This is a genomic window from Sphingomonas sp. NFX23 (assembly GCF_049887795.1).
In the GTDB taxonomy this organism is placed as follows: Bacteria; Pseudomonadota; Alphaproteobacteria; order Sphingomonadales; family Sphingomonadaceae; genus Sphingomonas.
In genome coordinates this window covers 268,019-290,040 of record NZ_JAGEKH010000006.1, presented here as the reverse complement: position 1 = coordinate 290,040, position 22,022 = coordinate 268,019, and the positions used below count along the sequence as shown (strand labels likewise).

At 67.2% G+C, this 22,022-nt stretch carries 21 protein-coding genes; 7 read left to right on the top strand and 14 right to left on the bottom strand.

Going from position 1 to position 22,022, the window contains the following annotated elements:
- The first annotated feature begins 34 nt into the window (after positions 1–34).
- Positions 35–2,209 carry a PBP1A family penicillin-binding protein gene (locus tag J4O76_RS17805; RefSeq protein ID WP_426283248.1) on the top strand — a complete coding sequence of 725 codons (2,175 nt, stop codon included), beginning with the start codon at positions 35–37 and terminating at the stop codon, positions 2,207–2,209.
- Here the strand turns inward: J4O76_RS17805 and J4O76_RS17800 are convergent.
- Genes J4O76_RS17800 through J4O76_RS17790 form a run of 3 tightly spaced genes read right to left on the bottom strand, consistent with a single transcriptional unit; the run spans position 2,185 to position 3,887 of the window.
- Positions 2,185–2,859, bottom strand: a complete 675-nt coding sequence (locus J4O76_RS17800) for a M48 family metallopeptidase (protein ID WP_426283246.1) — start codon at positions 2,857–2,859, stop codon at positions 2,185–2,187. The genes J4O76_RS17805 and J4O76_RS17800 overlap by 25 nt on opposite strands.
- Positions 2,860–2,874: 15 nt before the next feature.
- Positions 2,875–3,309 carry a YcgN family cysteine cluster protein gene (locus tag J4O76_RS17795; RefSeq protein WP_133020171.1) on the bottom strand — a complete coding sequence of 145 codons (435 nt, stop codon included), beginning with the start codon at positions 3,307–3,309 and terminating at the stop codon, positions 2,875–2,877.
- A complete protein-coding gene (locus J4O76_RS17790) occupies positions 3,306–3,887 on the bottom strand; it encodes an SCO family protein (protein WP_426283243.1) in 582 nt (193 codons plus the stop codon). Before J4O76_RS17790 ends, J4O76_RS17795 begins: the two co-directional genes overlap by 4 nt.
- A gap of 79 nt (positions 3,888–3,966) precedes the next feature.
- Here J4O76_RS17790 and J4O76_RS17785 point away from each other — a divergent pair, with 79 nt between their 5' ends.
- Positions 3,967–4,575, top strand: a complete 609-nt coding sequence (locus tag J4O76_RS17785; protein WP_244647334.1) for an ankyrin repeat domain-containing protein — start codon at positions 3,967–3,969, stop codon at positions 4,573–4,575.
- 145 nt (positions 4,576–4,720) lie between these two features.
- Here the strand turns inward: J4O76_RS17785 and J4O76_RS17780 are convergent, their stop codons facing one another.
- Genes J4O76_RS17780 through tsaD form a run of 3 tightly spaced genes read right to left on the bottom strand, consistent with a single transcriptional unit; the run spans position 4,721 to position 7,277 of the window.
- The gene (locus J4O76_RS17780) at positions 4,721–5,218 is read right to left on the bottom strand and encodes an MmcB family DNA repair protein (protein WP_056064776.1); all 498 of its coding nucleotides are present in this window, start codon (positions 5,216–5,218) and stop codon (positions 4,721–4,723) included.
- A gap of 59 nt (positions 5,219–5,277) precedes the next feature.
- Complete coding sequence (locus tag J4O76_RS17775) at positions 5,278–6,255, bottom strand: NAD(P)H-dependent glycerol-3-phosphate dehydrogenase (protein ID WP_426283240.1); 978 nt, start codon at positions 6,253–6,255, stop codon at positions 5,278–5,280.
- Entirely contained in the window at positions 6,252–7,277 is a 1,026-nt protein-coding gene (gene tsaD / locus J4O76_RS17770) for a tRNA (adenosine(37)-N6)-threonylcarbamoyltransferase complex transferase subunit TsaD (protein ID WP_426283238.1), read from the bottom strand. Before tsaD ends, J4O76_RS17775 begins: the two co-directional genes overlap by 4 nt.
- Before the next feature lie 64 nt (positions 7,278–7,341).
- Here tsaD and hemC point away from each other — a divergent pair, with 64 nt between their 5' ends.
- On the top strand, positions 7,342–8,247 hold the full coding sequence (hemC, locus tag J4O76_RS17765) for a hydroxymethylbilane synthase (RefSeq protein ID WP_426283236.1): 906 nt from the start codon (positions 7,342–7,344) through the stop codon (positions 8,245–8,247).
- Positions 8,244–9,902 (top strand): uroporphyrinogen-III synthase, encoded by a 1,659-nt coding sequence (locus J4O76_RS17760; RefSeq protein WP_426283235.1) that lies wholly within the window; start codon positions 8,244–8,246, stop codon positions 9,900–9,902. Before hemC ends, J4O76_RS17760 begins: the two co-directional genes overlap by 4 nt.
- A gap of 311 nt (positions 9,903–10,213) precedes the next feature.
- On the opposite strand, the gene J4O76_RS17755 is transcribed toward J4O76_RS17760, so the two are convergent.
- From J4O76_RS17755 to glmM, 7 genes are all read right to left on the bottom strand, one after another.
- Entirely contained in the window at positions 10,214–11,098 is an 885-nt protein-coding gene (locus tag J4O76_RS17755) for a bestrophin family protein (RefSeq protein ID WP_056064245.1), read from the bottom strand.
- Between the two features lie 80 nt (positions 11,099–11,178).
- Positions 11,179–12,234 (bottom strand): dihydropteroate synthase, encoded by a 1,056-nt coding sequence (gene folP, locus J4O76_RS17750; protein ID WP_426283232.1) that lies wholly within the window; start codon positions 12,232–12,234, stop codon positions 11,179–11,181.
- Between the two features lie 140 nt (positions 12,235–12,374).
- Complete coding sequence (locus tag J4O76_RS17745) at positions 12,375–13,514, bottom strand: site-specific DNA-methyltransferase (protein WP_426283231.1); 1,140 nt, start codon at positions 13,512–13,514, stop codon at positions 12,375–12,377.
- Positions 13,515–13,690: 176 nt separating this feature from the next.
- Positions 13,691–14,329, bottom strand: a complete 639-nt coding sequence (locus J4O76_RS17740; RefSeq protein ID WP_426283229.1) for a ribonuclease HII — start codon at positions 14,327–14,329, stop codon at positions 13,691–13,693.
- The gene (gene thiD, locus J4O76_RS17735) at positions 14,317–15,204 is read right to left on the bottom strand and encodes a bifunctional hydroxymethylpyrimidine kinase/phosphomethylpyrimidine kinase (RefSeq protein ID WP_426283227.1); all 888 of its coding nucleotides are present in this window, start codon (positions 15,202–15,204) and stop codon (positions 14,317–14,319) included. Before thiD ends, J4O76_RS17740 begins: the two co-directional genes overlap by 13 nt.
- Before the next feature lie 338 nt (positions 15,205–15,542).
- Positions 15,543–15,758, bottom strand: coding sequence for a DUF1272 domain-containing protein (locus J4O76_RS17730; protein ID WP_056064261.1), 216 nt, complete (start codon positions 15,756–15,758; stop codon positions 15,543–15,545).
- Positions 15,758–17,098, bottom strand: coding sequence for a phosphoglucosamine mutase (gene glmM / locus J4O76_RS17725; protein ID WP_056487731.1), 1,341 nt, complete (start codon positions 17,096–17,098; stop codon positions 15,758–15,760). The genes J4O76_RS17730 and glmM overlap by 1 nt, the downstream gene beginning before the upstream one ends.
- 69 nt (positions 17,099–17,167) lie before the next feature.
- On the opposite strand from glmM, the gene J4O76_RS17720 reads away from it, so the two are divergent.
- Positions 17,168–18,442, top strand: a complete 1,275-nt coding sequence (locus J4O76_RS17720; RefSeq protein ID WP_426283225.1) for a dicarboxylate/amino acid:cation symporter — start codon at positions 17,168–17,170, stop codon at positions 18,440–18,442.
- Complete coding sequence (locus J4O76_RS17715) at positions 18,417–19,409, top strand: aldo/keto reductase (RefSeq protein WP_426283223.1); 993 nt, start codon at positions 18,417–18,419, stop codon at positions 19,407–19,409. Before J4O76_RS17720 ends, J4O76_RS17715 begins: the two co-directional genes overlap by 26 nt.
- A gap of 121 nt (positions 19,410–19,530) precedes the next feature.
- Here the strand turns inward: J4O76_RS17715 and J4O76_RS17710 are convergent, their stop codons facing one another.
- Positions 19,531–21,324 carry a peptide MFS transporter gene (locus J4O76_RS17710; RefSeq protein ID WP_056487721.1) on the bottom strand — a complete coding sequence of 598 codons (1,794 nt, stop codon included), beginning with the start codon at positions 21,322–21,324 and terminating at the stop codon, positions 19,531–19,533.
- A gap of 117 nt (positions 21,325–21,441) precedes the next feature.
- On the opposite strand from J4O76_RS17710, the gene J4O76_RS17705 reads away from it, so the two are divergent.
- Positions 21,442–22,017: a nitroreductase family protein gene (locus J4O76_RS17705; protein ID WP_426283221.1), complete on the top strand. Its 576-nt coding sequence runs from the start codon at positions 21,442–21,444 to the stop codon at positions 22,015–22,017.
- Positions 22,018–22,022 lie beyond the last annotated feature (5 nt).

The following is a 22,022-nucleotide window of genomic DNA, read 5'->3' as shown; positions in this document are numbered from 1 at the left end:
AGGGCGGGACCATCGCGCGTAATTCTGCGGCCACATGGCTCGTACGCGTTCTGCTCCCCCGTCCCGTCGGTCCCCAACTCCCCCGGCGTCACGCTGGCGGCGGCGGCTGGTCGTCTTTCTCCAGGTCATGGTCGGGATCGGCGTCCTCGCGCTCGGCGCGCTGGCGATCGCGGTCTATATCGCGATGTCGCAGCTCCCCAGTTTCGACAGCCTGAAGTCCTCGCCCAACGGCCAGATGATCCGCGTCCATGCCGCCGACGGCACGGTGATCGTGTCGATGGGACCGAGCTTCGGCGAGTGGCTGCCTTACGGGCAGATCCCCAAGGTGATGCGCGACGCGACGGTGTCGGTCGAGGATCGGCGCTTTCGCTCGCATATCGGCGTCGATCCAGTCGGCATCGCGCGCTCCGTGAAGGTGCGGTTCGATCGCGGACACTGGACGCAAGGGGGATCGACGATCACGCAGCAGCTCGCGCGTACCGTCTTCCTCAACAACCAGAAGAAGTTCGGGCGGAAATTCCGCGAGGGCATCCTGGCGTTCGCGCTCGAATGGAAGTTCTCGAAGGATCAGATCCTCGAACTGTATCTGAACAAGGTCTATTATGGCGGCGGCGCCTACGGGATCGACGCGGCTTCGCGGAAGTTCTTCGGACACGGTGCGGATCATCTTAGCCTCGCCGAGGCTGCGGTCATCGCCGGCCTCGTCAAGGCGCCGTCCAACTATTCGCCGACCGCCGATGCCGAGGCCGCAATGGGCCGCGCCGGGGTGGTGCTGGAGACGATGCAGGAAACCGGCGCGATCACCGCGTCGGAGGCTGCCGATGCCGACGTATCCGGGCTGAAACTCGCGCCCGAGCCCAAACAGAACAGCGTGCGGTACTTCACCGACTGGGCGCTGCCGCAGCTCGATACGCTGATCGACGAGACGACCGAGCCACTCGAGGTGTGGACGACGCTCGACCTAACGATGCAGCGCCAGGCAGATGACGCGATCCGCGCGAATGCGCCTCCTGGAGCACAGGGCGCGCTGGTCGCGCTCGATCGTGGCGGCGAGGTCCGCGCGATGGTCGGCGGCAAGGATTACGTCTCGTCGATCTACAACCGCGCGACACAGGCGGTCCGCCAGCCGGGCTCGTCGTTCAAGCTGTTCGTGTACCTCGCCGCGCTCGAGGCTGGCCACAAGCCTGAGGACTCGATCGTCGACGAACCCGTCACGATCAACGGCTGGAGCCCACGCAACGATTCGCGGCGCAATTCCGGCGCGGTCTCGTTGCGGACCGCATTCGCCTATTCGCTCAACACCGTCGCCGCCAAACTCGGGCAGGAGGTCGGCTTCAACACGGTCGCCGACATGGCGCGGCGGTTCGGGATCACCACCCCGGTCAACGTCCATCCGTCGATGGTGCTCGGCACGTCTGAGGTCCGCGTGATCGACATGACGCGCGCGTTTGCTTCGGTCGCCAACAAGGGCGTTGCGGTGACTCCGTACGGGATCACGCGCGTGACCGCTAACGGCCAGACGATCTACACGCACGAGGTCGACCGCAGCCACGTGCTCGTCGCACCCTATGTCGCCGCCGAGATGACCGACCTGTTGCAGACCGCGGTCAACACCGGCACCGGGCGCGCTGCGCAGATCGGCCGCCCAGTCGCGGGCAAGACCGGCACCACCACCGCATCGAAGGACGGCTGGTTCCTCGGCTTCTCCAGCGGCATCACGACCGGCGTGTGGATGGGCCGCGACGACGCCAAGCCGATCGCCGGCCTGCATGGCGGCACCGCGCCGGCAAAGGCATGGGCGGCGTTCATGAAGCCTGCGACAGCCAACCGTCCGATCGAGCAGTTCGATACGAAGGTCACGCTACCCGAATGGCAGCTCGAGCCCGACGAGGAGAGCTATTTTGGCCAGCCAGACAATGGCCAGATGGCGGTCGACGCGGACGGCAATCCGATCGAGCAAGGCCAGCCGCCGGTGCCGACCGACGCGCAGACCGGCGACACGATCCCGCGGCCCGATGCGGATCAGCCCGAGGTGGCACCTGCTCCGCCTCCACAGCAGATGAACCAGGATTGGATCGACCGGGTCACCGGGCGTGAGCGGCGTGAGCCGTCACCGGCTGGCCGGCAACCTCTCCAACGCGATGTGCCACGCGACCAGGTGCAGACGCAGCGCTTCCAGAGCGATCAGGAAGAGCGTCCGAACCAGTGAAGCTCCGCGCCGTGCGTGCGTAGCCAGACGCGCGCGGGCGTCGGGTCTTCGCCGTACAATTGCTCCACGAGTGCGTGGAAGACCGGCGCGTGGTTCATGTGGACGCGGTGCGCGACTTCGTGCGCGACGGTGGCGCGACGGACCCAGCTTGGTGCGAGGATCAGCCGCCAGCTGTAGCGGATGATCCCGCTCGGCGCGCAGCTTCCCCAGCGGCCCTTGGCATCGCCGACCGCGACCTGCGCGACGCTGACCTTCGCCTTGGCGGCGTATTCGGCGGTCTCGGTCTCCAGCACGGCGAGCGCGGTGCGTTTGAGCCATGCTTCGACGCGACGGGCGATGGTTTCGGGCGGACCGGACAACGACAGGACCGAGCCTTCGCGGACCACGGTTCGGCGGCTGCCCGGCGTCCACTCGATCGTCAGGGGCTCGTCGGCGACGGCAAGGACCGCGCCGGGCACGAACGGGCGCGGCTGGGGGAGAAGCGCGCGCTGTTCGGCGATCCAGCCCGCCTTGTCTTCCGCCCACGCCAGCGCCTGCTTCAACGCTGCGCGCTTGGGAAGGACGAGCCTTGCCCGGCCACTCGCGGGATCGATTGACAGTCGCGCGCGGCGTGCGCGCGGGTGACGGACGATCTCCAGGCCCTCGATCATCGGGCTATCACTGCGTCACAGTTCCCGGTCGATGACGTGGTATTCGAGCTCGCCGGCCTCGTCCTCGCTGATCGTCCAGCCACGGACCGATTGCTTGGCGCGGTGGACGGCCTCGCGGTCGCCGCAGACGAGGTAATGCCATTCGGGCAGTTGCTCGCCGGCTGCGCGCAGGCGGTAGGCGCAGGTCGACGGCAGCCAGTCGATCCCGCGGACGTTGCCGGTCGTCAGCCGCACGCATTCGGGCACATAGGCGTGGCGGTGGCGGTAATCGGAGCATTGCCCGCTGCGCCGGTCGAGCAGGCGGCACGAGACGTTGGTCGCGACGAGCTCGCCGGTATCCTCGTCCTCGAGCTTGTGGATGCAGCATTTGCCGCAGCCGTCGCACAACGCTTCCCACTGGCCGCGATCGAGCTGGTCGATCGGCGTATCTTCCCAGAAGCGCGCGCTCATCGAGCCCAGCGCTTGATTTCCGTCACCACTGCGTCGGGCCCTTGTTCCTGCGGCAGCAAAGCGAGGGGCTTGCCGTCCGGGTCCATCAGATAGGCCTGGCGCGAGTGGTTTACGAGGTAGCCGCCGCCGGGGGAGGCGTCGCCCTTGCTCGAATAGACCGCGTATTCGGTCTTGATCCTGGCGATCTGGTCGTCGGTGCCGGTCAGCCCGACCATGCGCGGGTGAAACGCGGAGACGAACTGCTTGAGCACCGCGGGGGTGTCGCGCGTCGGGTCGACGGTCACGAACACGGGCACGATCTTCGCGGCGAGCGCGGGATCGCTCGCCTCGAGCTTTTTCACGGCGGCGCCGATCGCCTGGACATCCGTCGGACACACATCGGGACAGAAGGTGTAGCCGAAATACATGATCCGGTATTTGCCGTCGAAGTTGCGCTCGGTAACAGTCCGCCCGTTCTGGTCGGTCAGCGTGAAGGCGCCGCCGATCCGCGCACCTTCGAGCGGCGGTTTGGCGGGCGGTGCCGAGGCGGTGCACGCGGATAAGGCGAGTGCCGGTATGAGAAGGAAACGGAGGGTCATGGTCCCGCCAGCCTTGATCTGTTCGCTACTGCGGCGCAAGCGTCACCCTATATCCAGGACGAACCAAGGAAGTCTCTCGATGCGTATCCGCCTGATGCTCGCCGCTACCCTCCTGACGCCTGCGCTCGCCTGCGTCGCGGCGCCCGCGTTCGCGCAAGGCCAGTCGGAGGGGTACAAGTTCCTGTCCGCGGTGCGCGATGCGAAGAACAACGAGGTGCTGGAGATGCTCGGCAAGCCCGGCAGCAACATCATCAACACGCGCGACGTGACCAGCGGGGAGGGCGCGCTCCACATCGTCATCAAGCGCGGCGACGAGGTGTATCTGCGCTTCCTGCTGCAAAAGGGCGCGGATGCGAATTTGCGCGACGGCAAGGGCAACACGCCATTGCTGCTCGCCGTGACGCTGGGTCAGACGAACATGATCCCGATCCTGACCGCGGCTGGGGCGAATCCGAACCTCGCCAATTCGGCGGGCGAGACACCGCTGATCCGCGCGGTGCAGCGTCGCGATGTGGGCATGATCCGGGTGCTGCTTGCCGAGAACGCCGACCCCGACCAGGCGGACATCATGGCGGGCATGTCCGCGCGCGCCTATGCCAAGCAGGATGGACGCAACCCGATCGTGAGCAAGCTCCTGGAAGATGCGCCGAAGAAGGTGCGCAAGGCCGTGTCGGGCCCGAAGTTCTGAGTTTTGAAGTTCTGATCCTCCCCCGCCAGGGGGAGGTGGCTGGCGCTTGCCAGACGGAGGGGGAGGAATGGGTAACAGTCGTTGCGTGTTCCTCCCCCTCCGTCACCTGCGGTGCCACCTCCCCCTGGCGGGGGAGGATTTAGTGTCAGAACGCCAACCCGTCGGCGTCCGGGTCCATTTGCGCGATCAGCCGCCGTGCCGCGCGCCGGGCGAACGCCAGCGTACACCGTTTCCGCACATGCGCGGGCAGCGGCACGGTATGCGCCTCGCGCACGATCGCCGCGTCATAGCGGTCGGCGACGATGATCCCGGTACGCTCCGGCAGGAACGCGGGCCCGTTCAGCGGCCCGACGTCGAACCCGGCCGGGACCGCCCAGAAATACCGGTCGCAATGCCCGAGATAATCCGGCCACTTCCCGTCGCCTAGCAGATCGGCACGCGACACCTTGATCTCGACGATCACGATCTGGCCGCGCGCGTCCACCGCCATCAGGTCGGCACGGCGGCCGCCATCGAGCGGGACTTCGGTCATCGCGGTGAGATCGTGGCGCAGCAACATCCGGATCACGCCGCGCGCTACGTCGGCCGCACATAAGGGTGATCCAGGTTCGTCGATGCAGGAGTCCGGCGGCATATCGAGCATGCGGCGGAAATAGAACAATCCGCGAACGAGGCAAGCCCATTCGCGGATTGGTCGCGTCGTCAGCCCGCCTCGCCCTTCAGCGGCCGGGCGAGCAGATCGCCGATAACGTCGCTCACCGGAGCGCCCTCCAGCAGTCGGCAGACGGCTTCGGTGATCGGCATGTCGACGCGCGCGTCGCGCGCCGCTTCGCGCAAGACGGGCGCGGTGAAGGCGCCTTCCGCGACGGTCCGGCGATCTGCCAGCAAGGTCGCCGCCGACTCGCCGCGCCCGAGGCCGACACCCAGCGAGAAGTTGCGCGAACTGGTCGAGGAGCAGGTCAGCACGAGATCGCCCAGCCCGGAAAGCCCGGCGAGCGTCTCCGCGCGCGCGCCGCGTGCCAGCCCAAACCGCGTCATCTCGGCGAACCCGCGCGCGATCAACGCGGCGCGCGCGTTCTGGCCGAGCCCTGCCCCCTCGACCACACCGCAACCGATCGCGAGGACGTTCTTCACCGCGCCACCGATCTCCGCACCCGCGACGTCGGTCGAGGCGTAGGTGCGGAAATGGCGGGCCGCGAGGCGTGTCGCGAGCCGCTCGCCGAGCGCCGCATCCTCGCAGGCCAGCGTCACTGCGGTCGGTAACCCGGCAGCAACTTCGTGCGCGAAGGTCGGTCCCGAGAGCACCGCGATCGGCGCATCGGGATGTACCGCGCGCGCGACCTCGCCGACGAGACGCTTGCTCCCCGCCTCGATCCCCTTCGCGCAGAGCACGAGCGGAATGCGGCCGATCGGGGCGGCCGCGAGCACGCTGCCGACGTGCTGGGCGGGCGCGACGACGAGGATCGCATCCATGTCCGCGAGCGCGGCGAGGTCGTCGGTCGCGCGGATCCCCGGCGACAGCGCGACGCCGCCGAGGAACAGCGTGTTCTCATGGGCAGTGTTGATCGACTCGACCACCGCGCCCTCGCGTGCCCACAGGATCACCTCGCGACCACCATAGGCCGCGACCTGAGCCAGGGCCGTGCCCCACGCGCCGCCTCCGATGACGCCGATTTTCATGCCTTCACCCCTGCGCCACGCACGGCTTCGGCATTCGGATCGAGCGGCCAGCGCGGACGCGCGGCGACATCGAGCGGATCGGTGAGGCCCGCGGCGAACCGCTCGGCCCCCGCCCAGCCGATCATCGCGGCGTTGTCGGTGCACAGCCACAAGGGCGGCGCGACGAAGCGGAGCCCGTGCGCAGTTGCGAGCCCCTGCAACGCGGTACGGACCGCCGTGTTGGCCGCGACTCCGCCCGCGACGACGAGCGCGGTGGCGCCATGCGATGTCCGCAGAGCCTTGGTCGTGCGGTCGATCAGGCAGTCCACCACCGCCGCCTGGAACGAGGCGGCGATGTCCTCGGACGAATACTGGCCGACCACGCGCGCGACCGCGCTCTTCAGTCCGGCGAACGAGAAATGCGGCTCGGCCGAGCCTTTCAGTGGCCGCGGGAGGGGGACGGCCTTGGGATCCCCCAACGCCGCGGCCCGTTCGACGGCAGGACCACCGGGGAAGCCGAGGCCGAGCAGTTTGGCGGTCTTGTCGAAGGCCTCGCCCGCCGCATCGTCGATCGTCGTGGCAAGGCGCCGATACGCACCGACGCCCTCCACCAGCAGCAACTGGCAATGCCCGCCCGACACTAGCAGCAGCAGGTATGGGAACTCGAGGTCCGGGTCCGACAGGCGCGGCGACAGCGCGTGGCCTTCGAGATGATTGACCGCGATCAACGGCTTGCCCGCGGCGTGCGCGAGCGCCTTGCCGGTGACGAGCCCGACCATCACCCCGCCGATCAACCCCGGCCCCGCGGTCGCGGCGATCGCGTCGACATCGGCCAGCGTCAGCTTCGCGTCGGCCAGCGCCGCGACGATCAACGGCTCCAGCGCCTCGACATGCGCGCGCGCGGCGATTTCGGGGACGACGCCGCCGAACGGTGCGTGCGCCGCTTCCTGTCCGAGCAGCCGGTGCGCCAGAACCTGCCGGTCGCCGGTGACGAGCGCGGCGGCGGTTTCGTCGCAGGAGGATTCGATGCCGAGAATGATCATCGCGTGTCTGTATAGGCCTGCGTGAAGCTTGTCGAAGGGGGCCCCTTTCTGCATGGCATCCAGCATGACAGTTTTTCGGCTCGGTACGCGCGGTTCGCCGCTGGCGCTCACCCAGGCAGGCCTGGTTCGCGATGCCCTGTGCGCGGCACATGGCTGGTCGGCGGACAAGGTCGAGACGGTCGTGATCCGAACGACGGGCGACCGCGTGCAGGATCGCGCGCTCGCCGAGATCGGTGGTAAGGCGCTGTGGACCAGGGAACTCGATCGCGCGCTGCACGACGGCGACATCGACTGTGCGGTGCATTCGATGAAGGACGTCGAGACCATCCGGCCGCACACGCTGAGAATCGCCGCGATGCTGCCGCGCGCCGACGTGCGCGATCGGCTGATCGGAGCGGAGACCTTCGCCGACCTGCGTCCGGGCGCCGTCGTCGGCACGAGTTCACCGCGACGCCGCGCGCAGATGCTGAGGCTGCGGCCCGACCTGGAGATCGTTCTGATCCGCGGCAACGTCGACACGCGGCTCGGCCGGGTGGCGAGCGGCGAGATGGACGCCACGCTGCTCGCCGCCGCCGGGCTCGATCGCCTCGGGCGCGACGACGGCCATGCGATCCCGACCGATATCATGCTGCCCGCGCCGGCGCAGGGCGCGGTCGGGATCGAGGTTCTCGACGGCAGTGCCGCGCATGCGATCGTCGCCGCGATCGACCATGCCGACACCAGCCTGTGCGTGCTGACCGAGCGCGCGTTGCTCGCCCGGCTCGGCGCGGACTGCCATTCGCCAGTCGCGGCGCTCGCGTCGCTGGCAGGCGAGACGCTGACGTTGCGCGCCGAGCTGATCGCCGAGGACGGGACATGCGATGTCGCCGGATCGATCGAGGGCGGTGCCGGCGAAGACCTGGGTACGATGCTGGCGGTCGACCTTCTCACGCGCGCGCCGGCCAGCGTCCGTCGGTTGTTCGCGGCATGACGTCGCCCCACGCGGTCGTCGTCGTGCGGCCGGAGCCTGGCAATGCGCGGACTGCGGCGGCGCTGCGGGCGCTCGGGCTCGACGTGCGGCAGGTTCCACTGTTCGCCGTAACGCCCGTCGACTGGAGCGTACCGGATCCGGCGGGGTTCGACGGACTGTTGCTGACCAGCGCGAACGCGGTGCGGCATGGCGGTGCAGGACTGGACGCGTTGAAGCGCATGCCGGTGATCGCGGTCGGCGCTGCGACGGCAGCAGCGGCGACCGACTCGGGCTTTGCGGTCGCGGTCACCGGATCGGGCGATGCGCGCGATGCCGTCGCCGAAGCGCGTGATCGTGGTTTTGCGCGACTGCTGCATCTTGCCGGGCGCGATCGTGCCCCGACCGACGACGGGGTCGAGGCGGTCACCGTCTATGCCAGCGATGCCGTACCGATCGACGCAGCGGTGGCGCGATCGTTCGCCGATACCGTCGTGCTGCTGCACTCCGAACGCGCCGCGACCCGGCTGAAGGAGGTGCTGGATATTCCGGGCATCGACCGATCCGGCATCGAGATCGCCGCGATCAGCGCCGCCGTTGCCGAAGCGGCCGGAACCGGCTGGGCGACCGTCTCGATCGCGCCGCAACCGAGCGATCCAGCGCTCGTCGCGCTGGCTGCTGCACGTGCGAACATACGCGCGATTGACCATCCGGTGCGTGGCGGGGATAAGCACGCCATGAGCGACCATGTGCCGACCGATCGCCCACGGGCACGCGGACCCAGAATGGGCGTCATCATCGCCCTCACCGCGCTCGCGTTCATCGCCGGGCTCGGGCTGATGGCCTATGCGGCGAGGAAGCTGCCCTGGTTCGGCGCCACGGCGTCGACCACCGCTGGCGCACCCGTCGCAGGCCAGAAAGCCGCCGCGGGCAATTCCGGGTATATCCCGTCGCAACCGCTCGGCCCGGATGGCCAGCCCCAGGCGGCCGCGCCGGTCGACACCGCCGTGCTGGCAACCCGCGAGGCGACGCTGGCGGGCCAGTTGACCGCGCTCGAGGCGCGCACCGCAGCGATCACCACCGACGCAGCCGCAGCCGGTGGGCAGGCGACGCGCGCAGAGGGGCTTCTGGTGGCGTTCGCCGCGCGCCGTGCGCTCGATCGCGGGGTCGGGCTCGGCTATCTTGAGGAACAGTTGCGCCTGCGGTTCGGCCAAGCCCAGCCGCGTGCGACGATGCTGCTGATCCAGGCTGCGCGCCAACCGGTGACGCTCGAGGACCTGCGCCAGGGCCTCGATGCGATAGCGCCGGACATCACGAGTTCGACCGGCGAGAACTGGCTCGATACGATCCAGCATCAGATCGATTCACTGGTAGTCTTGCGCAAGGCGGGCACGCCCTCGCCGATGCCTGCCGACCGCCTCGCACGCGCGCGCCGACTGCTTGGCGCTGGCCAGGTCGAGGCGGCCCGCGCCGAAGTCGCTCGCCTCCCCGGCGCAGCCCAGGCCGGCAACTGGATCGACGCGGCACGACGCTATGTCGTCGCCCGCCAAGCGCTCGACCTGATCGAGAACACGGCATTGATCGGCCAGGCGGGACAGCCGCAACCGGCGCCGGTCGTCATGCCAACGCCACAAACGGCAACCGAAACGGACACCGCCCCGGACCCGTCGGGTATCTGAGCTGAACTCGTTTTCGCTGGTGAACAGCGATCGACGGCCAATGGCTTTGCATTCGGCTGTCGGCTGTCCAAGATTCGACGGCGAGACCGTTCGATCTCTTTCCGATTGCATGATAGCTCTCGAATAGCGTCGTACCGACAAATCGTCCCAGGAACACCCACGGGGTCACGCACTGAAGTCGGCGGTGTGTTTCGATCTACGACTGTCCGGAACCGATTTTGCGTGATCCGGCCTTAATTTTCTTCGACGCGCCAGCGGGACAGCCGTTCTGTAGAGGAGGTCGACGCTCCATGGCGCCGACCTTTGTGTTCCTACCACAGCACGCCGCGGACAGGCTGCAACGGCTCTGGAGCCTCGTCGCCGATCGCCTGGAGGAGGTCGATCTCGATCGTTCGGCACATTGCGTTCAGCGGGACGTCGTGGATCGTGTCCGCGAACGGATCGACCAGATCGTCGCCGATCTGCAGCACGGCCAGGAACATCAGCCCGGCGATCGTCGAGCCGATCGGCGTCGCGAACCCAAGCGTCTCGACTAGACCGATCGGCAATAGGATGCAGAACAGCCGCGTGAAGATGCTGGGGAAAAAGCGATACTGGTTTGGCAGAGGCGTGTTCTTGATGCGCTCCATGCCACCCTGCGCGTTGGCGATATCGACGAGGATCGCCTCGAATTGCGTCTGCTGGATGGTGTCGATCCAGCCGTTGCGGCGCGCTATATCGATTCGGCGGCCGGTGCCGTCGAGCAGGCCATTGGCGATATTGGTGCGATCGAGCGCGAACGACGCCTCTTCCTTCGACAGGAAGCGCAACACTTCGGGCGGTGCGGGCTGCTTGCGCAACTGACAGCGCAATGCGTTCACATACGCGATCTGGCGGAGCACGATCGTCCGCTTCATATCGTGGCCTTCGGGCTCTGGCAGCATGTTGCGCGCCATTCGCGCCAAATTGCGCGAGGCATTGATCATCAGGCCCCACAGCCCGCGGCTTTCCCACCAGCGCTGATACGCGGAGTTGTCGCGGAAGCCGAGGAACAGCGCCAGCGCGGTACCGAACAGCGTCAAGGGCAGGGCCGGCGCATGAAACGGCAGGACGTAATAGGTGATCGTGACGACGACGTCCCAGACGAAAAGACCCAGCAGCGGGCGCCAGACCTCGCTCAAAATTTGACTGAGGCGCGGTGTTGCAGTGACGATCAAACGAAAGCTCCCTTGTTAACAGGGCTTTTAATGCGCGAAGAGACGTTTCGCTGCAATGCAGCGACGATCAGCCGCCCCGCTTAGCCGCCAACGAGCGACTGATCGCGCAGACCTCGCCAGATCTTCACCGCCTGCACCGTCTCTGCGACGTCGTGGACGCGCAGGATCTGGACGCCGGCCTCGGCGCCCTTGAGTGCCAGCGCGAGCGAACCAGCGAGGCGCTGGTCGACCGGCGCTTCGTTCGATAGCGCGCCGATCAGACGCTTGCGGCTGGCGCCGAGCATGATCGGACAGCCGAGCCCGTGGAAGATCGCCAGACCGTTGAGCAGCGCGAGGTTCTCGGCGAGCGTCTTGCCGAAGCCGATGCCGGGATCGACCATGATCCGCGTGGCGTCGACGCCACCCGCGACGACGGCGGCAATTCGGGTTTCGAGGCAGTCGAACACGTCGGTCAGGACGTTGGTGTAGCCGCCGTTGCCGTGTCCGCCTTTCTTCGGGTCGGGCGAGTGCATCAGGACGACGGGGCAGCCACTTTTTGCGACAACATTCAGCGCGCGGTCGTCCCACAGGAGCGCAGCCACGTCGTTGACGACGTGCGCGCCGGCAGCGAGCGTCGCCTCCATGACCGCGGCCTTGCGCGTGTCGACCGAGACGATCGCACCGGCGCGTGCGAGGCGTTCGACGACGGGGACCAGACGAACGATCTCGTCGCCTTCCCAGACCGCGGGAGCGCCGGGACGGGTGGATTCCCCGCCGACGTCGATCAGCGTGGCCCCGACTGCGGCCATGTCGATTCCCGCGGCGGCCGCTGCGGCTGGGTCGTCGACATGCTTGCCACCGTCGGAGAAGCTGTCGGGGGTGACGTTGAGGATGCCGGCGACGATCGGCTGGTCGAAACGGAGTGTGCGTTCGCCGAATTGCAGTGCGGCGCGGGGGGTGGTGATGGCGGCGTGGAGGTGCGCGGCGCGCTCGCCCAGCGTTGCGACTTCGGCGACAGGGATGGTGCGGCGGGCGCGGCCTTCGATCACTTCGTACGCGGCGAACCACTGCATCCCGCCCGCCAGGCGCGCGACGCTGTTGTCTTCGTGGCCGATCGGGGTGTCGACGAACTGGACGGGGCGGAGGTGGAGGCTCATCGATCTACTCCGTCAGCGGGGCGTGTCGGATATGATCGTTCGCTCTCCCGGCCAAGCGCGATTTGTTTCCCCGCGAAGGCGGGGACCCAGACTGGACTCCCGCCTTCGCGGGAGAACATTGCAGGGCTACCCGGTGTTGTTCAGATCGTGTTCGCCAGCAAATACGTCTGGCGAAGGTCGTCGATCGGTTTCAGCCCCTTGTCGCTTTCGTAGTGCCAAAAGCTCCAGCCGTTACAGGCGGGGGCGTTCTGGAGCGTCGAGCCGAGCTTGTGAATCGAGCCGATCGTGCCGCAGTCGCTGAGCAGCGAGCCGTCCGCGCGGATCGTCGCGCGCCAGCGGCGCTTCGAGTCGGTCAGCACCGCACCGGGGGCGAGATACGCGTTCTCGACCAGCACGCCGAACGCGACTTTGGGCTGCGTGCGGGGGCTCATCATCGTCGCGAGTGCCGATTCGTCCAGCGGAAGAGCCGCCTCGATCCGTTCCTGCGCGGCTTCGATGTAGTCGCCTTCGCGGTCAATGCCGATCCAGTTGCGACCGAGACGCTTGGCGACCGCGCCGGTGGTGCCGGTGCCGAAGAACGGGTCGAGCACGACGTCGCCGGGCTTCGTGCACGCCAGCAGGATGCGGTAGAGCAGCGCCTCGGGCTTTTGCGTCGGATGGACCTTGGTGCCGTTCTTCTTCAGCCGCTCGCCGCCGCCGCAGGTCGGGAATTCCCAATCGCTGCGCATCTGGAGTTCGTCGTTGAGCGTCTTCATCGCGCGGTAGTTGAAGTGGTATTTCGCCTTCTCGCCCTTCGACGCCCAGATCAGCGTTTCATGTGCGTTGGTGAAGCGCGTGCCGCGGAAGTTCGGCATCGGGTTGGTCTTGCGCCAGACGATGTCGTTGAGGATCCAGTAGCCGAGATCCTGCACCGCCGCACCGACGCGGAAGATGTTGTGATAGCTGCCGATGACCCAGAGCGCGCCGTCGTCCTTGAGGATCCGGCGTGCTTCCTTGAGCCAGGCGCGGGTGAAGCGGTCATAGGCGGCGAAGGTGTCGAACTTGTCCCAGTCGTCGGTGACCGCGTCGACGTGGCTGCCGTCGGGGCGGTAGAGTTCACCGCCGAGCTGGAGATTATAGGGGGGATCGGCGAAGATCATGTCGATCGAGTTCGACGGGAGCGCCTTCATGTGCTCGATGCAGTCGCCGCGCAGGATCTGGTCGAGCGGAAGGACGGCTTGAACCGCCGGCTCCACTGCCTTTTTCGCACGCGGCCGTGCGATCGTGTCGATCAAACCCATGTTTTCCGCCCCTTATCGACGCCCATAGCGGCGGAATTGTCCGACTCCGTCAAGCAAACATTCGTTAACGGCGTTTCGATGCGATTCCGTCGCTGCGACCAAACGAGTCGCCGTTGCCCAGATGTTGAGTCGTGGGAGACTCGCGGCTCAAGCCCTTGGGGTGTGGCGCGAAAGACTCAGCTCGTCGTTTCCTGTGCGAAAAGTCCCTCGCGCGCCAGATAGGCGGCGGCGACGGGGGCGAAACTGCGGCGGTGAATCGGCGTGGGACCGTGATCGCGGAGCGCCTTCATGTGGTGCGCGCAGCCATAGCCCTTGTTCGAATGCCAGTTATATTCGGGGTGCACGTCGGCGGCGGCGATCATGATGAGGTCGCGCGTGTGCTTGGCGACGATCGAGGCGGCGGCGATCGACAGCGACTTCCCATCGCCGCCAACGAGGGGCGTGGCGGGGTAGGTCCAGCGGGGCAAGCGGTTGCCGTCGACGAGGACGTGGCCGGGGGCCTGGCCGAGTTCGATCGCCAGCGCGTCGACCGCGAGCGTCATCGCCTTCATCGTCGCCCAGTAGATGTTGAGCGAGTCGATCTCGTCGGGCTGGACGATGCCGATGCCGACGATCGCACAGCCTTTGAGACGGGCGCAGAGCCGTTCGCGCTCCGAAGCGGAGAGCTTCTTCGAATCGTCGATACCGCGGGGGACGCCTTTTGCGGGGAGGATCACGGCGGCGGCTACGACTGGCCCCGCGAGCGGGCCGCGGCCGGCTTCGTCGACACCGGCGACGGGGCCGACGCAGAGCTTTTCGTGTTTCATGCCGGGCATTGGCGGTCTTTCCACTGGTCGAACGGGCTGGGGCCGAGGGCGTGCCCCATTGGGCCGTGGCCTGCGCCTAGCCCCGGTGCGTTGGCAAGCGCGGCGCGGACGAACGCGATGGCGCGCTCGATTGCGGCGTCGAGCGGCAGGCCTTGGGCCAGCCCGGTGGCGATGCCGCTGGCGAGCGTGCAGCCGGTGCCATGCGCGTGGCGCGTTTCGATGCGGGGATTGGTCCAGCGGGTTTCGCCGGCGTCGGTGACGAGGCGGTCGGTGATGTGGGGGCCTTCGGCGTGGCCGCCTTTTATGAGGACGGCCGGGCCTAGTGCGCGGATTGCTTGCTCGCCGCCCAGGGCTATCAGTTCTGGGAGGTTGGGGGTTACGAGCGTGGCGATCCGCATGAGGCGAGTGAAGGCGGCGATCGTGTCGCGGTTCGCGAGGACGGAGCCGGAGGTCGCGATCATTACCGGGTCGAAGATGATGGGAAGTCTGCTCCCTGCCCTGGAAGGGAGGGGTTGGGGGTGGGTTGGCTTGGGGCTGGTGTCGCGCTTACCCAGCGGCCTACCCACCCCCGGCCCCTCCCTTTCAGGGAGGGGGGAAAGACGCTCTAGATATGCAGCGACCGCATGCGCCGTTTCAGCGGAGCCGATCATGCCGATCTTTACGGCGTCGATGCCGATGTCCGAAACGACCGAGTTCATCTGCGCGAGGACCATGTCGGTGGGGATCTGGTGGACCGCCTGCACGCCGAGCGTGTTCTGTGCGGTGATCGCGGTAACGGCCGTCATCGCGTGGCCGCCGAGCATGGTTACCGTCTTGATATCCGCCTGAATTCCTGCGCCGCCGCCCGAGTCGGAGCCGGCTATTATGAGAACCCGCGCTGTCATAAAGTGTCCCAGATCGGGGCGAAGTGCACGAAGTGCAGACGCTGGCGCGGGTCTGCACTTTGCCTGAGGCGGGGTTGGAATGGGGATGTCGGACTGGGGTTGGCGCAGTTGGCGGTCATGGTGTGCGCTATGGCATGATCGGTCGGATGTAGGACAGGGGTGCTGGACATACGCCTGCATCCACCCCGGCGGAGGCCGGGGCCCAATTGGGAGACGTTGCTAACCGCGGACTGCGATCTGTTACCTGGACCTTTCCAACTGGGCCCCGGCCTCCGCCGGGGTGGTAGGAGGGGTTGGGGTGGCAACAAGGAGCGAGGTCGCGCTTACCCAACCGGCGCCTAGTGCCGCCGCGCGCCCGCCGGCTTTTGCGGTGGCGCCTCGCCCAGCCTTGTCGGCCGATCGAGCAATTCGCCGCCGCAGTTCGGGCAGCGCTCGTCGAGTGCGTCCGCGCATTCTGCGCAGAAGGTGCATTCGAACGAGCAGATGAACGCGCCAGGTGCATCGGCGGGCAAGTCGGTGGTGCAGCGTTCGCAGGCGGGGCGCATCTCGAGCATCAGGCGGCCGCCTTCCGGACGGCGTCGCAGATGCGGTCGACGACGCGCTCGACCTGGGCCGGGTCGTCGCCTTCCGCCATCACGCGGATCACCGGTTCGGTGCCCGATGGACGGATGACCAGACGTCCGTTGCCGGCCAGTTCTGCCTCGGCCTGCGCGATCACCGCCTTTACGGCATCGTCATCGAGCGGCTTGCCACCGGCGAAACGGACGTTCTTGAGTAATTGCGGCAAGGGTTCGAAGCGGTGCAGCACTTCGCTCGCCAGTGCGCCCGAACGCTTGACCTCCGCCAGGATCTGCAGCGCCGCGACCAATCCGTCGCCGGTGGTCGCATAGTCGGACAGGATGATGTGGCCCGACTGCTCGCCGCCGACATTGTAGCCGCTCGAGCGCATCTTCTCGAGCACGTGGCGGTCGCCGACCTTGGTCCGGACGAGGCCGAGGCCCTGCGCCGCAAGGTGGCGCTCCAGGCCCAGGTTCGACATCACCGTCGCGACGAGGCCACCGCCCGCAAGCCGCCCCTGCCGCGCCCAGCTTGCCGCGATCGTCGCCATCAACTGGTCGCCGTCGACGATCGTGCCGGTCTCGTCGACGACGATCAGCCGGTCCGCGTCGCCGTCGAGCGCGATGCCGATGTCCGCGCCGCTGGCAACCACCGTCTCGGCGAGCGTCTGCGGCGCGGTCGAGCCGACGCCGTCGTTGATATTGGTACCGTTGGGGGTGACGCCGATCGCGACGACGTCCGCGCCGAGTTCCCACAGCGCCGACGGTGCGACCTTGTAGGCGGCGCCGTTCGCGCAATCGATCACGACCCGCATGCCGTCGAGGCGAAGATTCTCGGGGAAGGTCGACTTGGCGAAGTGGATGTAGCGACCCTGCGCATCGTCGATGCGGCGCGCGCGACCGATCTGGCTGGACGGCACGAGCGGGATGTCGCCGTCGATCAGCGCCTCGATCGCTTCCTCCGCTTCGTCCGACAGCTTGTAGCCGTCGGGGCCGAACAGCTTGATGCCGTTGTCCGCATAGGCGTTATGGCTAGCAGAGATCATGACACCGATATCGGCGCGCATCGAATGGGTGAGCATCGCGACCGCGGGTGTCGGCATTGGCCCGACCATGACGACGTCCATGCCGACACTGGTGAACCCTGCAACCAGTGCGGATTCGAGCATATAGCCAGACAGCCGCGTGTCCTTGCCGATCACGACGCGGTGGCGGTGATCGCCGCGCAGGAAGTAGGCGCCGGCGGCCATGCCGACCTTCATCGCCATCTCCGCCGTCATCGGCGAGACATTGGTGGCGCCACGAATGCCATCGGTGCCGAAGTATTTTCTTGCCATCGCGTCCGCTTTCCGTCCCGTATCGGTGTCCGAAGCCGTTGATAGCGCGGTCGAACACGAAGGGCGAGCATGTCGCAGACTACACGGATTCTGGCTGCCCTGATCGGTGGCATCGCGATGGGCATCGCTGCGGCGGCCTGGTCGCCGGCGAACGCGATCGCTGCGACGGCGGTGACGCAACCGATCGGCTCGGCGTGGCTGCACGGGTTGCAGATGGTGATCGTGCCGCTGGTCGTCGGGCTGCTCGTGACCGGTATCGGCGCGACGACCGAGGCCGCGCGCGCCGGGCGAATCACCGTGCGCGCGATGGTGATGATCGTCGTCATCCTGTGGAGCACGACGATCATGTCCGCGCTGGTCATGCCGTTGATCCTCGATGCCTTCCCATTGCCGCACGCGCTCGGCTCCGCACTACGCGCTGCGCTGACGGGCGCCGCGCCGGTCGGGCCGGTGCCGGGGATCGGTGCGTTCTTCGACACGATCGTGCCGACCAACATCGTCGCGGCCGCCTCCAGCGACTCGTTCCTGCCGCTGACCGTCTTCGCGCTGACCTTCGCGTTTGCGGTGACGAAGCTGCCCGACGATCGTAGTCGCATACTGACCGGTTTCTTCCAGGCGGTCGTCGACGCGCTGCTGATCATCATCAAGTGGGTGCTGAAGCTGGCACCGATCGGCATCTTCGCGCTCGCCTACGGGGTCGGCGCGCGCACCGGTACGGCGGCGTTCGGCGCGCTGCTGCACTATATCGTCTGCGTCTCGACAATCGGCTTCATCGTCCTGCTCGCCGCCTATCCGATCGGGATGATCGGCGGGCGGGTCGGCTTCGGCCGGTTCGCGCGCGCGGTCGCGCCGGCGCAGGCGGTGGCGATCAGCACGCAATCGTCGCTCGCCTCGCTGCCGGCAATGCTGAAGGCCTCGACCGATCTCGGCGCGTCGCCCGCCACCGCAGGGATCGTCCTGCCGCTGTCGGTCGCGGTGTTCCGCGCGACCAGCCCGGCGATGAACCTCGCAGTTGCGCTCTACGTCGCGCACTGGCTGGGGCTGCCGATCGGACCTGGGCAGATGGCGGCGGGCGTGGCGACCGCGGCGATCACCACGATGGGGTCGATCTCGCTGCCCGGCACGATCAGCTTCGTCGCCTCGGTCGCGCCGGTGGCGCTGGCGATGGGCATCCCGCTCGAGGTGCTGGGTCTGCTCATCGCAGTCGAGACCATACCCGACCTGTTTAGGACCGTCGGGAACGTGACGATGGACACCGCCGTTACCATCTCGGTCGCGGCGCGGTCCGATCACGGGAACGGCGCTCAGGAGATTCCGCATGAAGTATCGCACGCTCGGCCCTGATTTCGAGGTTTCCGCGCTGGGTCTCGGCTGCATGCCGATGGCCGGCATCGGCAAGGGCATGTACGGCGAGGCGAACGCCGACGAGAGTATCGCCACCATCCACCGCGCGATCGAGCTGGGCGTGACGCTGTTCGACACCGCCGAGATCTATGGCCCGCTGGTCAATGAGGAACTGGTCGGCAAGGCGATCCGGGGCAAGCGCGACGGCGTCGTGATCGCGACGAAGTTCGGGTTTCGGTATGACGAGAACGGGATGACGGGGGTGGACTCGACGCCGGCCAATGTGCGGCGGGCGTGCGAGGGATCGCTGAAGCGGCTTGGGGTCGAGACGATCGATCTGCTCTACCAGCACCGCGTTGATCCGGGCGTGCCGATCGAGGATACGGTCGGCGCGATGGGCGACCTCGTACGCGAGGGCAAGGTGCGGCATCTCGGGCTGTCGGAGGCTGGGCTCGATACGATCCGGCGGGCGGCGGCGACGCATCCGATCGCGGCTTTGCAGAGTGAGTATTCGCTTTGGGAGCGCGATGTGGAGGACGAGATCCTGCCGCTGTGTCGCGAGCTGGGGATCGGGTTCGTGCCGTATTCGCCGCTGGGACGCGGGTTTTTGACGGGGCAGATTACCGCTCGGTCGGATCTGCCGGAGGGTGACTATCGTCGCAACGATCCGCGGTACTCGGAGGAAAACTTTGCCAAGAACATGGAAATGGTCGCGGTGGTGAAGTCTATCGCCGACGCACATGACGCTTCGCCTGCGCAGGTGGCGCTCGCGTGGCTGTTGGCGCAGGGCGACGACATCGTGCCGATCCCGGGGTCGAAGCGCCGGGTTACGCTGGAGGACAGCATGAAGGCGGCGGATATTGCGCTGAGCGCGGACGATCTGGCGAAGCTGGATGCGGCGGCGCCGAGGGGTGGGACTGCCGGGCCGCGTTACGGCGAGAAGGCGATGTCGATGACGCGGATCTGACACCTAACTCCCCTCCCGCTTGCGGGAGGGGTCGGGGGAGGGGCCAACCGGTAGACCGGACGCCAGTACGTACGTCGCGCCCTCCCCTAACCCCTCCCGCAAGCGGGAGGGGGATTTCCTGTTACTGAACGCCGTGCATCCACTTCTTGATCAACGGCGAGATCAGCAGCAGCACGACGCCGATCCCTGCCGAGACCAGGCCGATGGTCCAGAACACGCCGGCGTAGGTGTCCAGGCTGACCTTCAGGTTCGTCACCTGCCCGCCGACCGTCTCGACGCTCGCCACCTGCGCGACGACGCCGGCGACATACTGCGCGACCGAGATCGACAGGAACCAGACGCCCATCATCAGCCCGACGACGCGCGCGATCGACAGCTTGGTGATCATGCTGAGACCGACCGGCGAGATGCAGAGCTCGGCGAACGAGTGGATGAAATACAGCCCGGCCAGCCACCAGATCGCGACCTTGAACGAAGGTCCGACCATGCTTGCGCCCCAGACGAGGAACAGGAAACCGACGCCGACGCCGATCAGCGCGATGCCGAACTTGACCGGGATCGACGGCTCCAGGCCCTTGGCGGCGAGCTTGGTCCACAGGATCGACATCACCGGTGCCAGCGCGACGATGAAGAACGCGTTGAAGAACTGCGTCTGGCCGGCCGAGATGCTGAAAAGGCCGAACACGCTGAGATCGGTGTTGCGATCCGCGAACAGCGTCAGCGAGGAGCCGGCCTGCTCGAACAGCGTCCAGAACACGACGTTGAACACGATCAGCACCATCGCGGCGAGCATCATTTGGAACTCGCGACGCTCGCCGTTGATGAACGACCAGATCAGGATGCCCGGCACCGCGATCAGGAACGTGCCGAACAGCAATTTGCCCATCAGCGACAGCGAGGCGATGTAGCCGACGATCCCGGAGCCCGGCACCGGCGGCACCGCGTTCATGAGGTTGACGAACAGCAGGTAGAAGATCGGGATACCGAGCAGCGCGAGCGCGTAGATGCCGAGCGCACGATCGGGACCGGTGCGAACCGGGGGCTCGCCATAGCCGTTTAGCTTGCCGCCATCGAACTGGATCAGCGTCCACGAAGCGAGCATGCCGATCGCGGCGAGCCCGAAGCCGGCCCACCAGCCGACCGCGACCGCGAGGAACGGGCAGAGCAGCTGCGAGAACAGCGAGCCCAAGTTGATCCCCATGTAGAAGATCGTGAACCCGGCATCGCGGCGCTTGTCGCCTTGTGCGTAGAGCTCGCCGACCATCGTCGAGATGTTGGGCTTGAAGAAGCCGTTGCCGACCGAGATCATGCAGAGCGCGAGCAGCATGATCGTGACGTAGAAGCTGCTGCGTTCGGCGCCCGATTCGAAGCCCCCCTTCTCCACCGTACGTGCGGTCGAGCCGTCGGGGGCGAGCAGCGAGACGGTGCCGTCGTCGTTGCCCTTGATCTTCAGCTTGTTCGCGCCGTCCACCAGATAGCGGACTTCGCTGTCCGCCTGATCGACGACTTCGATCGCGTAACGCTGGTTGGCGATCGTCGCGTACGGCTTGGCGGTCTCGCCGCCGAAGCAGAGCAGCAGATAGCCGAGCGCCATGATGATCGCGCCGAACTTAACCGCGCGCTTGGAGCCGAGATACTGGTCCGCGAGGTAGCCGCCGACCAGCGGGGTCAGATACACCAGCGCGGTATAGCCGCCGTAGAGCCCGGTCGCCTCGCGGTCGCCGAACACGAAATGCTTGGTGAGGTACAGCGTGAGCAGCGCGCGCATGCCGTAATAGCCGAACCGCTCCCACGCTTCGGTGGTGAACAGCCGCGCGAGCTGGCGGGGATGCCCGAACCAGGTTTCGCCGGACGCCGGGTTGATATGGGTGATATCCGGCTCTCGCGGGGTATCCGCGGTCGGGGTGTCCACCATTCTTACGCTCCCTGATACTCGTCTTGGCCGCCGTCGAACGCGGGGCCGTTATGGCGCGCAACCTAGCGGCAAAGCTCGGCCTGTAAATATCGCACATCATGGCTTATCTGCCGGGGCATGCTCAACGATCGCTCCACGCCGCTCTCGCTGCTCGCCACCCGCCGCTCGGGAAAGCCGCGCGACCTGGTCGCACCCGGCCCCGATTCCTACCAGCTGGCGACGATCCTCGAGATCGCGGCACGGACGCCCGATCACGGCAAGCTCGCGCCGTGGCGGTTCGTCGTCGTGGGTGACGACCACCGCGCGGCGCTGTCGTCGCTGATTACGGATGCGTATCTCGCGGAACGGCCCTCGGCTTCGCGGACAGAACTCGAGTCGCTCGACCAGTTCGCGCATCAGGCGCCGACGCTGGTGGTCGTGCTGTCGTCGCCGAAGGAGAGCAAGATTCCGCTTTGGGAACAGGAGCTTTCGGCGGGGGCGGCGTGCATGAACCTGCTCCATGCGGTGCATGCGGAGGGGTTTGCCGGCGGCTGGCTGACGGGGTGGCCGGCCTATTCTGATTTGGTGCGCGACGCGTTCGGGACGGCGGCGGAGCGGATCGCCGGGTTCATGTTCATCGGCACGCCGTCGCGCGCGCTCGACGAACGGCCTCGCCCGGATATGGCACGGCTCGTAAGCCATTGGGAATCCTGAGCCTC